General features: G+C 74.5%; 9 protein-coding genes. 4 read left to right on the top strand and 5 right to left on the bottom strand.

Annotation, left to right across the window (positions count from 1 at the left end):
* Window positions 1-24 precede the first annotated feature (24 nt).
* The 4 genes from OG985_RS13465 to OG985_RS13450 all read left to right on the top strand — a co-directional run bounded on the left by OG985_RS13465 (window position 25) and on the right by OG985_RS13450 (window position 3,742).
* Window positions 25-531 carry a SigE family RNA polymerase sigma factor gene (locus tag OG985_RS13465; RefSeq protein WP_371668554.1) on the top strand — a complete coding sequence of 169 codons (507 nt, stop codon included), beginning with the start codon at window positions 25-27 and terminating at the stop codon, window positions 529-531.
* A 10-nt stretch (window positions 532-541) separates the two neighbouring features.
* Window positions 542-1,087 (top strand): cellulase, encoded by a 546-nt coding sequence (locus tag OG985_RS13460; RefSeq protein ID WP_371668553.1) that lies wholly within the window; start codon window positions 542-544, stop codon window positions 1,085-1,087.
* Between the two features lie 166 nt (window positions 1,088-1,253).
* Entirely contained in the window at window positions 1,254-2,471 is a 1,218-nt protein-coding gene (locus OG985_RS13455; protein WP_371674360.1) for a glycosyltransferase, read from the top strand.
* Window positions 2,468-3,742 (top strand): hypothetical protein, encoded by a 1,275-nt coding sequence (locus tag OG985_RS13450; RefSeq protein ID WP_371668552.1) that lies wholly within the window; start codon window positions 2,468-2,470, stop codon window positions 3,740-3,742. Before OG985_RS13455 ends, OG985_RS13450 begins: the two co-directional genes overlap by 4 nt.
* Window positions 3,743-3,827: 85 nt before the next feature.
* On the opposite strand, the gene OG985_RS13445 is transcribed toward OG985_RS13450, so the two are convergent.
* The 5 genes from OG985_RS13445 to OG985_RS13425 are packed head-to-tail and all read right to left on the bottom strand — an operon-like array spanning window position 3,828 to window position 12,213.
* Window positions 3,828-4,910, bottom strand: coding sequence for a class I SAM-dependent methyltransferase (locus tag OG985_RS13445; protein WP_371668551.1), 1,083 nt, complete (start codon window positions 4,908-4,910; stop codon window positions 3,828-3,830).
* Complete coding sequence (locus OG985_RS13440; protein WP_371668550.1) at window positions 4,907-6,103, bottom strand: glycosyltransferase; 1,197 nt, start codon at window positions 6,101-6,103, stop codon at window positions 4,907-4,909. The genes OG985_RS13445 and OG985_RS13440 overlap by 4 nt, the downstream gene beginning before the upstream one ends.
* Window positions 6,100-6,993, bottom strand: coding sequence for an alpha/beta fold hydrolase (locus tag OG985_RS13435; protein ID WP_371668549.1), 894 nt, complete (start codon window positions 6,991-6,993; stop codon window positions 6,100-6,102). The genes OG985_RS13440 and OG985_RS13435 overlap by 4 nt, the downstream gene beginning before the upstream one ends.
* A 3-nt stretch (window positions 6,994-6,996) precedes the next feature.
* Window positions 6,997-7,317 carry an acyl carrier protein gene (locus tag OG985_RS13430; RefSeq protein WP_371668548.1) on the bottom strand — a complete coding sequence of 107 codons (321 nt, stop codon included), beginning with the start codon at window positions 7,315-7,317 and terminating at the stop codon, window positions 6,997-6,999.
* Window positions 7,318-7,377: 60 nt separating this feature from the next.
* Window positions 7,378-12,213 (bottom strand): beta-ketoacyl synthase N-terminal-like domain-containing protein, encoded by a 4,836-nt coding sequence (locus OG985_RS13425; RefSeq protein ID WP_371674359.1) that lies wholly within the window; start codon window positions 12,211-12,213, stop codon window positions 7,378-7,380.
* Between the last annotated feature and the right edge of the window lie 29 nt (window positions 12,214-12,242).

Below are 12,242 nucleotides of genomic sequence, written 5' to 3'. Positions count from 1 at the left end.
GATGCCGAAGCGGGGGCGGTGCGGATGGAGCAGGGGCGAGCCGACGGGTTCGACGCGTTTGTGGCGGCCCGCTGGTCGGCGTTGTTCCACCTCGCGCGGCTGCTCGTGGGCGGCGACCGGCATCGGGCCGAGGACCTGCTCCAGGAGGCCCTGGTCAAGCTCTGGTTCGTCTGGCCCAAAATCGCGGAGGAGGCTCCGGAGGCGTACGTCCGCAAGATCCTGGTGCGCGCGGCGGCCCGTTCGGCACGGCGGCGCTGGTGGGGTGAGCGCCCGGTCGAGCAGCTGCCCGACCTCCCCGAGGCGGGTGACGTGTCCGCCGCGGTCGCGGAGCGCTCCCGGCTGGAGGCGGCCCTGGCCCGGTTGCCGCCCAGGCAGCGGGCCGCGGTGGTGCTGCGCTACTACCAGGACCTGCCCGAGAAACAGGTCGCGGAGATGCTGGGGTGCCCGGTGGGCACCGCTCGGTCCCACGCGTCCCGTGGTGTGGCGCGGCTGCGTCTGATCCTGGCCGATGTCATCGAGCCGGTGGGGTGAAGGGGAGTCCATGGACCACTTCGAGAGCGAGTTGGCGCGCATGATGCGCGACTCCCGGGAACACACCTCCTTCGAGCCGAGGCACCAGCTACGGCTGCGGGCGGACGTGCGGGCCCGCCGCCGTGCCCGCACGGCACAGAAGGCCGTCGGCTCCGTCCTCGCCGTCGCGGGACTCTGCGTCGGCTTCTTCCTGCTGCCGCACGACCGGGTCGAGAACAGGCCGCAGGCGCCCCTGCCGCGGCCCGCGACGAGCCCGACGCTTCCCCGTGCGACGACGCTGCCGACCTCGGACGCGTCATCGAGCGCGACCGTCGGCGCGACCCCGTCCGGGACCGCAGAGGGGGATTCCGCACCGTCCACGGCGCCCGCCACGACCGGGAGTTCGGGCACGGTGTCCGCCGACGCGACCGAGACCCCTACCTCGCCGCCCTCCGACACGAAGGCGCCGAGCGTACCGCCGACGCCGACGCCGACACCCTCGGAGCCGGATTCGACGTCGTCGGTGTCGTCGTCGGCGCTGTCGTCCGCGACGGCCGACGCGGCGGATTCCGGTTAGCGGGAGGCGTCCTCTTCCTCGACCGCCCATCCGTCACCTCTGGTCGCGGCACTGCCTTCAGCGGCTTCGGGGACACCCCGCGACCGAACACGAACATGGATGAAACGTGACAAAGACAGGCTTGCCCGCCGCTGTGCCGGCTCCCTCCTCCCCGACGGACGACCTGATGGACCGACTGCCGCTCCGCACACCCGTGCCGGCCCACCACCGAGAACCCGTCCTGGACGTGGTCGTCCCGGTGTTCAACGAGGAGGCCGACCTGGAACCGAGCGTACGGCGGCTCCACGCGCACCTGCGGGAGACCTTCCCGTACCCGTTCCGGATCACCGTCGCGGACAACGCCAGCACCGACGCGACCCCGCGCATAGCCGCCCGGCTGGCCGCCGAGCTGCCCGAGGCGCAGTGGCTGCGGCTGGCCGAGAAGGGGCGGGGCAGGGCGCTGCACGCCGCGTGGTCGGGCTCCTCGGCGCCGGTGCTCGCCTATGTGGACGTGGACCTGTCGACCGACCTGAAGGCGCTTCTGCCGCTGGTCGCCCCGCTGATCTCCGGGCACTCCGACATCGCCATCGGCACCCGGCTCGCCCGCGGCTCCCGGGTGGTGCGCGGCCCCAAGCGTGAGGTCATCTCGCGCTGTTACAACGTCCTGCTGCGCTCCACGCTCGCCGTGGGCTTCTCCGACGCGCAGTGCGGCTTCAAGGCGGTACGGCGCGATGTCGCCGAGCGGCTGCTGCCCCTGGTGAAGGACTCGGAGTGGTTCTTCGACACCGAGCTGCTGGTGATCGCCGAGCGGGCCGGGCTGCGCATACACGAGGTGCCGGTCGACTGGATCGACGACCCCGACAGCCGGGTCGACATCCTGTCCACGGCGCTGGCCGACCTGCGCGGCATCGCCAGGATCGGCCGGGCACTGTCCCGCGGCACGCTTCCGATGTCCGGACTGAGCCGCGGCGCCGACGGCCCGTCCCCGTCGGGCCTGGCCGGACAGCTGCTGCGCTTCGGGGCCGTCGGAGCCGTGAGCACCGTCGGATACGTGCTGCTGTACGCGGCGTTGCGCCCGGTGGCGGGAGCGCAGGCGGCCAACGCGCTGGCACTGCTCGCCTGCGCCATCGCCAACACCGCCGCGAACCGGCGGCTCACCTTCGGGCTGCGGGGCGGCGGCGCGCTGCGCCACCAGGCCAAGGGCCTGCTGGTCTTCCTGGTCGGCCTGGCCCTCACCAGCGGATCGCTCGCCGCGCTGCACCGCGTGGCGCCCGAGGTCGGGCGCCCCACGGAGGTCGGCGTGCTGGTGGCCGCCAACCTGGCGGCCACCCTCCTGCGCTTCCTGCTCTTCCGCGCCTGGGTGTTCCCCGCCCGCCGCCGCGGGACGGGATCGACGGCCGCATGAACCACGTCATGACCCCGGCCACCCACCCCGGCGCCGACTCCGTCGAAGCCACCGCCGGCATCCCCGCCGCCGAGCGAAGCCTCGGCCCGCTCCTGCGCCGTACGGCCCGGGAGCACCTCCCCGTGCTCGCGCTGTACGGCGTGCTCAAGCTCATCGGCTTCGGCGTCTTCATGTACCTGCTGGACTCCGCCGGCGACTTCCGGAAGAAGAACCCGCGCTTCGGCGGCGGCGCCCACGCCTGGGACGTGCTGGCCAGCTGGGACGGCTGGTGGTACCAGCAGATCGCCGAACACGGCTACAACCCCGCGCTGGTCCCGGTCCCCGGAGCCACCGGCCTGATCACCCTCGAAGGCAACTCGGCGGCCTTCTTCCCGCTCTACCCGGCGACGATGCGGCTGGTCTCCGCGTGCACCGGTCTCGGCGTGTACGGCGCCGGGATGCTGGTCTCGGTCCTCGCCTCGTTCGTCGCCGCCCTCGGCATCTACGCCGTCACCGCGCACTTCGGCGGCCGGCGGGCCGGACTGGCCGCGGCCGGACTGTGGGCCGTCTGGCCCGGCTCCGGCGCGGAGTGGTCGGGCTACTCGGAGTCCCTCTACGTCGCCCTGGCCGTCTGGGCCTGCCACGCCGTCATGAACCACCGCTGGCTCACCGCCGGCGTCCTCACCTTCGCGGCCGGACTCAACCGGCCCACCGCCGGCGCGCTCATCGCCGGCCTCACGGTGGCCGCCTTGCTCGCCCTCCACCGGCGACAGGACGGCGTCGCCCGCCCGCTCACCGCGATCCTGATCGCCCCGCTCGGCCTGTTCGGCTACCTGCTCTGGGTCGGCAACCGGATGGGCGACCTCGGCGGCTACTTCGCCCTCCAGGAGGGAGCCTGGGCCCACAAGTTCGACTACGGCGCCCAGACCCTCGACGTGTTCACCTCCATCGCGGTGGGCCGCTTCGACTACCTCTTCGCGTTCCCCTTCCTGGACACCATCGGCGTGGGTGTCGTCCTGCTGGCCGCGCTCCTCGTCCCCCTGCTCCTGCGCCTGCGTCCCCCGGCCGTCCTGACCGTCTACACGCTCCTCACCCTGGCCCTGGTCCTGGGCAGCCAGCAGATCTTCGGCAACGTCTCCCGCTATCTGCTCCCCGCCTTCCCCCTGTTCATCCCGCTCGCCCTCCAACTGCGCCGCCTGCGCCTGCCGATGCTGTGCACCCTGCTCGGCATCGCGGCGGTCGCCTCCGGGTCGTACGCCGGGTACGCCCTCTTCGAACTGGGCGTCCCGTAGAGGCACCCGGGCACCCCCGGCGGTGTCCGGGAGGCGCAGGCGCGCGGGCGGGCGGCGATGCGGTGGCCCCGGGGCGGCCCCGTCCTCAGTCCCGGCGCGCCACCAGCCGGTAGGCGTTCGACAGACCAAGGCGGTGCGACAGCGGCCGGACGGCGAAGCGGTCCAGCAGGGTGCCGAGCAGCAGGGCCGGGATGCCGGCGATCAGCGTGGCGGCGCGCAGCGTACGGCGGATTGCGTCCGGCCGCGCGGGCAGCCAGGGCAGGTCGTCGCGGGGAGCGGCCGCGTCGAGGGCGAGCCAGACGGCGGCCAGCAGGTCCACGGGGTCGTGCGGCTCGGCGTGCTGTTCCGCCAGGACCGTGAACCCGAGCTCGGTCAGTCGGCGGCGCAGGTTGCCGACCGGAACGAAGTGCAGGTGCTGCGGCTGGAGCCACGGCAGCCACCAGCGGCCGAGCAGCCGGGCGTACCGGCTGTCGGGATCGGGGACCTCGATCAGCAGGTGGCCGCCGGGACGGATCACCCGGTGGGCCGCCTCCAGTTCGCGCGGCGGCTCCGTGCTGTGCTCCAGGTAGTGGAACATGCTGACGACGTCGTAGGAGCCGGCGAGTTCCCCGGCCAGTTCGGGGAAGCTGCCGCGGTAGCCGCGCTCCACCCGGCCGGCGCGCTCGGCGAGTTCGGCGCCGTCGGTGAAGTCGAGGCCGTCGAAGACCGTGCCGGGATGGACGGTGGCGGCCGACTCGCAGAAGTGCCCGTGGCCGGTGCCGACGTCCAGCCAGTTCTTCGGGGACGAGACGAAGGGCAGGAGCGCGGCGGCACGCTGCTGGTACATCCGGCCACGGCTCGCGAAGGTGTTGCCGAGCTGCTTCTCGCCCAGGCCGTCGTAGAAGTCGCGGTAGTAGAACTCCAGCCCCGCCGCGCTCAGCCGGGGGTTCTGGAAGGTGTGCCGGCAGTCCCCGCACCGGTCCAGGACGAACCGGCCCGGCTTGTGCTGGAGCAGATCCGTCGTCCGCAGGCGCGTCGTCAGCCCGGCCGAGCCGCACCACGGGCACGTGGTGCGCCGCGGCTCGAAGAAGCGGTCGGGGCCGTCCGCCAGGTCGGCCCGGTAGCCGGGACGCAGCGCGGCCACCCGGTCGGTACGGCCGGGGGACTCGGGCTCGTGGTCGCTGTTCACGGGGCCTCCTTCGAGGGTGCGCGGCCGGCCAGGAGTTCCAGCCGGGTGGCCGCCGCCCGGGCGCCGCCCGCCGCGCGGAACGCCGTACGGACACGTCCGGCCGCCGCGCGGTGGCCCGGCTCGTGGAGTACGGCGTCGATCGCCGAGCCGAGACCGGCGGCGGTGACCCGGCCGAAGCGGACCCGGATGCCCGCCCCGGCGCCGGTCACCTGCCCGGCCACGACCGGCTGGTCGTCGCGGATGGGGGCCACGACAAGGGGCACGCCGTGCCAGAGGGCCTCGCAGACGGTGTTGTGCCCCGCGTGGCACACCACCGCGTCGACCCTTTCGAGAAGCGGGAGTTGGGGGACGGACGGAAGGACCAGGACGTCCTTGTCATGCCCGTCGGCGGTGAGGACGCCGCCCGGGTCCGCGATCACCGCCTGCACGCGGTCCGCGCGGGCACGCAGCGCCGTCAGGCACTCGGTGAGGAAACGGGCGCCCACGTCGGTGTTGGCGGTGCCGAGGGTGACCAGGACCGACAACCGGGCGGGGTCGAACCATTCCCAGGGGAAGCCGGGCGCTGCCGGGCGCGGGGCGATCGACGGGCCGACCCAGTGGATCCGCCCGCCCGTCACGGCGTCGGCGCCGGCCAGCTCCGGGGTGCTGAACGCCAGCACCAGGTGCGGGGAGAAGCGGGGGTCGGCGGTGCCCGCCGGGTCGCCGACGCGCGTCCGGAGCGTGCGCAGCAGCCCCGCCAGCCAGTCCGCGACCTTCGGCATGCCCGCCAGTACGTCGGTGAACTCGGCCGAGGTGCTGGCCGAGGTGGCCCACGGCACGCCCAGCAGCTCGGCCACCAGCCCACCGGCCAGGGCCTGTTGGTCGGCGACGACCGCGTGGGGACGGAACGCGTCGATGGCCGTGCGGACACCCGGGGCCATGTCCTCGGCGAGCGGGACCAGGAACCGTTCCCAGAGGAACTTCAGCGCCTCCGGGCCACGAAGGTCCGGCGGGCGCAGGCCCTCGCCCTCGCCGGGCACGGGCCCGGCACACGGGAACACCACCGCACCGGCTCCGGCCAGCCGCCGGACCAGCCCGGGATCGGCGCAGGCCCACGCCGACTCGTGGCCCCGCGCCGCCAGTTCGGCCGCCACACCGGCCGCCGGGTTGATGTGGCCCACCAGGGGCGGCACGACGAACAGGAACCTGCTCACCGGGCCACCGCCGCCCCGGCTCCCGCGTGTCCGGGGGCGCTGGGGTCCTGGGCGGGGGTGCTTGCCTCCGGGACGGGGGCGCTCGCCTCCTGGGATCCGGCACTCGCGCGCCGGATCAGGGACAGCACCTGCTCGCCGACCACTCCCGCCGCCTCCACCAGTACGGAGTGCTCGTGGCCCGGCACCACGACCGTCCGGCAGTCCGGCAGCAGCGACCCGAGCCACGGTGCCAGCAGGGCGAGGTCCGAGTCACCGCCGTAGACACCCAGCACGGGGCAGCGCACGGCCCGGATCCTGTCCTCCGTCAGAACGCGGCTGGCCGGGATGTCCCGGGCGAGGGTGGTCTCCCGGGCGAGACGTGCCGCGCCCTTCGCCAGCCGGGCGGTGTTGTGGCCGCGGTGGGCGGTGATCCAGGCGAGCGCGTCGGCCTCGTTGTGCGCCAGTTCGCGCGTCACCCGGTCCAGGATGCCGCCCAGTTTCGCCGCCCAGGAAGCGGTCGCCGGCTCCGACTCGATCAGGCAGACGCTCGCCGCCCGCTCCGGGTGACGGGCCGCGTAGCCGAAGGCGACCGTGCCGCCGTAGGAGTTGCCCACCAGATGGAGGGGGCCACGCACCTCCAGGGCGTCGAGCAGGGCCTCCAGGTCGTCGATGCCGTCGTCGAGGGTGTAGCCGCTCGCCGGGCGCCCGCTGCGGCCGTGGCCCCGCAGGTCGTACATGACCACGTCCAGCCCGGCGGCCGCGAACGGCGGGGCCACGGTGAAGTAGTAGCTGGCCAGGCTGTCGGTGAGCAGCCCGTGCACGAGCACCACGGTGGCGGTGGCCGGACGGTCGTCGCCGGGGCCCAGCCGCTGTACGTGCATCCGGAGTCCACCGGTGTCGACCATCGCCATGGCTCAGCCCGCCTCGGCTGCCTTGAGGCTCTGGACGACGTACTCGACGAGCCGGCCGACGGTCAGCTCGATGATCTCGTCGAACTCCATGCCGGCCAGGAACTCGGCGAAGTTCACCCGCGTGCCGTACCGCTCCTGCAGCAGGCCCGCCAGGGTCACCAGGTCGATGCTCTCCAGTTCCAGGTCGCGGTTGAAGGTGGTCGCCATGTCGATCTCGTCGAGGTCGAGGCCGTACTCGTCCTCGAGGAGCGTCGCGAGCATGCCCGCGATGTCGGCGAGGACCGTTTCCTCGGTCGTGAGGTCCGTGTGGGGGGCAGGGTTCATCGGTCGTACGTCTCCTTGTCGAGGTCGGTGAGGCCGGTCGGGCAAGTGATGCCGGCGAGGTCAGGCCCACGCGTCGGGGCCGCCGAGGACGTCATGCGCCGGGCCCGTCGTCCAGGCCACGACGTAGGTGCGTTCCGGCAGCCCCGGCGGGTTGACGGTCCGTTCGTAGTGCACGGTGTACGCGCGTTCCAGCCGCCCGGCGACCAACAGCCGTCCGTCTTGGCCGACTTCGAGCACCGCGAAGTCACGCGGACGTCCGCCGAACCCACTTCCCTCCGCCTTGGCGACGGCCTCCTTCGCGGCCCAGAACCGGGTGAACCACAGCGCCTCCGGCTCCCCGGTCGCCGCGCACAGGTCCCGCAGGAGCCGCAGTTCGTCCGGCGCGAGCGCGGTGGTGAGGGTTTCCGCGGGGCGTTCGACGACCTCCTCGATGTCGATGCCCGGGCCGGGACCCGGCGTGTGCGGTCGTGCGATCGCCACCCCGGTCTCCGCGCGGTGGGCCAGCGAGACGTCCAGCGGGGGCAGGTCCCGGCCGTGCAGTCCGGTGACGTAGGGGCGTCCCGACGCGTCGTTGCGCACCAGGATCTCGGCCGGGAAGACCGGCCCCTCGCCGTCGTCCCAGAGCCGGCGGCGTACGGCGTCCTTGACCGCGATCCGGCCGAGCAGCCACTGCCTGCGCCCCCGCGGAGCGTGCTCGGCGTAGGCCGAACGCTCCACGCCGCTCAGTGAGTTGCGCATGATCAGGTCGCGCGAGGCGAGGTCGGGCCATCGCTCGTGCAGCAGCGACCAGCCGCCCGGCCGGGCCTCGGAGAGCGTGTTGCGGTCGGGGAACCGCTCGACCGGCCTGGTCTGCGGGTCGTTGTCGAAGCGGCGGTCCTGCCAGCCGGTGAGCTCCGCCCACACCACGCCCCCGACGGCCAGCTGGACGTCCGCCTCCAGCACGGTGTCGGTGAGGGAGGTGATCCGCACCAGGCACTCCACCGCGGTACCGGGTCCCGGATGCGGGCCGTGGAACCGCAGGTGACGCATCTGGACCGGGAAGACCACGGTCCGCTCGGTGCGGGTCGCCATGATCCAGTAGCCCAGGATCTGGCCCACGTTGTCGAGCAGCGCGCCGGGCGCGGGAGGTGTGGTGATCACGCCGCGCACGTGGTGCTCGCCGATCGCCGTGAGCTCCGTGACGCCTCGGAAGGCCGGGCCGTGGAACATCCACCGCTCGGCGTAGAGCTGGGCGGCGGTGTGGTCGGGGGTGCGCTCGCCCGCGGGGTTCGTGGTCCATCGGGCGGGGGGCGGCGCGGTGTGCCGGGCGGCGAGTTCGACCACGGCCCGGGCGCGCGGGCCGAAGGAGACCGCGAACCGGCCGGGGCCGTCGGCGGTCACCATGACCGGCACGTCGACGGGCGGTGTCGCCGTAAGCCACTGGTCGAACCGGGCCCCGTGCACCGCGACCGCCCGCAGACCCGGGGCCGCCTGCCGGGCCGCCTCGATCATGTGGTGGACGATCGTCGTCGCCGGTACGACCGGCCAGCGGTCGGCGACGTCGGGCCAGCCCGGGCGTTGCGGGAAGAAGCAGTGGTCCAGGAGATACGGCATGGCGTCGGGCGAGACGTGGACCGTGGTGCGCCACGTCGGGCGGGGGGCTGGGGCCCGGGCGGGGGTGGGAGCGGGGACGGGGGTGGCCGGTGAGGACGAGGGTGAGGGCGGGAGCGGGGGCCGGGGCGGCGCGGCGGACATGTGGGCGCCGGCCGGCGCGGGCGTCGGGGGAGAGGCCGGCCCGGGCGCGCGCCCGGGCCCGGGCGCCGTGCTCGGACGGCTGCCGGCCGCGGCGATCAGCGCGGCGGCGGTGTCGGCCGTGTCGCGCAGCAGGGCGGACAGTTCGGCGGCGGCCGGGGAACGGCCGGCGAGCGCGTCGAGCGACGAGGGCACGAACACACCTGTCTGTACCGCGGGACGTGGCGCCCCCAGGGCCGGCGAACCCCCCGCCCGCGACGCTCCTGGGCGCAGCTCGGCGCGCAGTGCCGCCAGTGCGGGGCCGCCGAGTGAGACGAGCGCCCCGCCCAGATCGAGCCGCACCGCCGGCCGCCGGTCCCGCCGCTCGCCACCGGCGGCGCGCGGAACTGCGGGGGAGACGGCGGCACCCGTCGTGCGCGGGAGCGCGGGCGCTACGGCGGCGCCGGTGGTCCACAGGGCCGCCGCCACCCGCCGGAGCTGCGCGAGGCCGTCGCGGTGCGGGGAGTTGGCGGCGACCACCAGGTGGTCCCTGCCGTGCAGGGTGTCGCCGACGAGGGAGCCGAGCTGTCCGGTCCCGACCTGGACGAACACCCGGTGACCGGCCGTGTACATGGCCTCGACGAGCTGCCGGAAACGGACCGGTTCCAGCAGGTGCCGGACGAACAACTCGCGTACGGTGTCTTCCCGTTCGGGGTACGGCGAGGCGGTCGTCCCCGACCACAGCGGCACGGTCGGAGGGTGCAGCCGGAAGCGGTTCGCGGCCGCCTCGATGGGCGCGAGGTAGGGCTTCAGCATCGGGGTGTGGAACCCGGACCGGAACGGCAGCACCTGGCTGAGCACGCCCTCGGCACGGAAGGACCGTACGACCTCCCGTACGGCGTCGTCGGGGCCGCACACCATCGACTGGCTGGGCGCGTTGTCGTGGGAGAGCACGACTCCGGCCCGGGCCCCGCCGTTCTCCTCCAGGGCGGCGAGCACCCGCTCGGCGGACGCGCCGACGGCTGCGAAGGCCAGGCCGGGGACGGTCACCGTGTCGGGGTCGAACGACTCCATGAAGCCGCTCACCTCGTCCGCGGAGTACATCCCGGCCGCCGCCATCGCCGTCCACTCGCCCACGCTGTGCCCGGCGACCGCGTCCGGGACCAGGCCCATGCGGCGCAGCGCGCCGTCCAGGAGCCGGCCGACACCGACGACCCCGAAGCCGTGCCGGCCCACGTCTCCGACGCGCGCCGCGGTGCCGGACGCCGCCGGGGGCAGGCCGAAGTGGGCGGCGACGTCGTCGACCCGGGGCGCGAAGTCGCCTTCGAGGCCGGGGAAGACGAAGGCCAGCTTCCCCGGCCCGTCGCCGCGGACCTCACCACCGGACAGCAGCGGGGCCGGGGTGAACCAGACGTCGCCGCGGCCGGGCCAGGCCCGCCCCTTGGCGATCGCCCGGCGGGCCAGCGCGAGCCGCTTGGCGGTGGGGTCGACGACGGCGAGCCGGGACGGGCCGACGGCGGGATGCGTTCCCGCGGGGTCGAGACCGGCGGCCAGGACGGCGGAGTCGTCCGCGTCCAGCAGTCCGGCGAGGCGCTCGGGACTGTCGGCGGCGAGCATCAGCACGCGCTCGGGCTCGGTGATCGTGACGGCGGCGGAGGTGGGAGTGGGAGTGGAGATGGAGATGGAGGTGGAGGTGGAGACGGCCTGGGCCGCGCTTGTGGCAGGGCCGCCGGTACCGGCGGCAGAGTCGGCGGTACCGGCGACCGGCGCCGCCGCACCCGCCCGGCGCGGTGCCCGTGTGCCGGGTGCCTGCTCCAGGACGACGTGCGCGTTGATCCCGCCGAAGCCGAACGCGTTGACCGCCGCTCGGCGCACCGGCTGACCCGGAGCCGCCTCCCAGGGCGTCGCCCGCTCCAGCGGGCGGAAGCGGGTGGCCGCGAGGGCGGGATGCGGGTCCTCGCAGTGCAGGGTGGGCAGGAGCACGCCGTGGTGGACGGCGAGAGCGGCCTTGACCAGACCCGCCACTCCGGCGGCGGGCATCGTGTGCCCGATCATCGACTTCACGGACCCGATCACCGCGCGGTCGCCGCCCGTCACGGCCCCCGGCCCGAACACCGCCGCCAGCGTGGCCAGTTCGGCAGCGTCACCGGCCGGGGTCGCCGTGCCGTGCGCCTCCAGGAGACCGATCGAGCCGACCGCGGCCGGGTCGAGGCCGGCCGCCCGCCAGGCCTGTCGCACGGCGTGCGTCTGACCGGCGGAGTCGGGGTTGACGAGCGAGGAGGTGCGGCCGTCGCTGGCCACGCCGGTGCCCCGGACGACGGCGTAGATCCGGTCGCCGTCGCGTTCCGCGTCGGCGAGCCGCTTGAGGACGACCACGCCGGTGCCCTCGCCGATCAGGATGCCGTCGGCGCCGCGGTGGAAGGGGCGGATCCGCTGGCTCGGGGAGAGCGCGCGCAGCTGGGAGAAGACACTCCACAGGGTGATGTCGTGGCAGTGGTGCACGCCCCCGGCGAGCATCAGGTCGCAGCGTCCGGTGGCGAGTTCGGCCACCGCCTGGTCGACCGCGACCAGTGACGAGGCGCAGGCGGCGTCCACGGTGTAGGCGGGGCCGCGCAGATCGAGCCGGTTGGCGACCCGGGACGCCGCGAGGTTGGGGACCAGCCCGATCGCCGACTCGGGGCTTTCCGGACCCAGCCGCTCGGTGAACGCCTCCCGGACCCGGCCGAGCTGGGCGGACGTCAGGTCGGGCAGCAACTCGCCGAGCGTGCGGACGAGTTGTCCCGCCGTACGGACCCGCTGGTCGAGCCGTACCAGGCCGGGGGTGAGGTAGCCGCCCCTGCCGAGGACGATCCCGACGCGGTGCCGGTCCGGCAGGCGGTCGGTGCCGCCCGCGTCGGCGAGAGCGGCGGCGGCCACGTTCAGGGCGATGAGCTGGTCGGGCTCGGTGCCGGCCACCGAGTTCGGCATGATCCCGAACCTGGTGACCTCCACCTCGGCCAGCCCGTCGACGAACCCGCCGCGCCGGCAGTACACGCGGTCGGCGGCGGCCGGGCCGGCCGCGGACCCCGGGCGGTAGTAGTCGCCGTCCCAGCGTCCCTCCGGTACGTCGGTGATGGCGTCCGTGCCGTCGAGCAGGTTGTGCCAGTACGCGTCCAGGTCGGCGGCGCCCGGCAGCAGGACCGCCATGCCCACGATCGCGACCGGGTTCTGACGGG

The organism is Streptomyces sp. NBC_00289, assembly GCF_041435115.1.
Taxonomy (GTDB): domain Bacteria; phylum Actinomycetota; class Actinomycetes; order Streptomycetales; family Streptomycetaceae; genus Streptomyces.
Note: the sequence above shows the minus strand (reverse complement) of the source record. Positions and strands in the feature narration are given on the sequence as shown.

Bases quoted from the DNA above. Each gene is read 5' to 3' on its own strand.
- OG985_RS13465 (WP_371668554.1), top strand. From the start codon at position 25: ATGGAGCAGGGGCGAGCCGACGGGTTCGACGCGTTTGTGGCGGCCCGC.
- OG985_RS13460 (WP_371668553.1), top strand. From the start codon at position 542: ATGGACCACTTCGAGAGCGAGTTGGCGCGCATGATGCGCGACTCCCGG.
- OG985_RS13455 (WP_371674360.1), top strand. From the start codon at position 1,254: ATGGACCGACTGCCGCTCCGCACACCCGTGCCGGCCCACCACCGAGAA.
- OG985_RS13450 (WP_371668552.1), top strand. From the start codon at position 2,468: ATGAACCACGTCATGACCCCGGCCACCCACCCCGGCGCCGACTCCGTC.
- OG985_RS13435 (WP_371668549.1), bottom strand. From the start codon at position 6,993: ATGGCGATGGTCGACACCGGTGGACTCCGGATGCACGTACAGCGGCTG.
- OG985_RS13430 (WP_371668548.1), bottom strand. From the start codon at position 7,317: ATGAACCCTGCCCCCCACACGGACCTCACGACCGAGGAAACGGTCCTC.
- OG985_RS13425 (WP_371674359.1), bottom strand. From the start codon at position 12,213: ATGGCGGTCCTGCTGCCGGGCGCCGCCGACCTGGACGCGTACTGGCAC.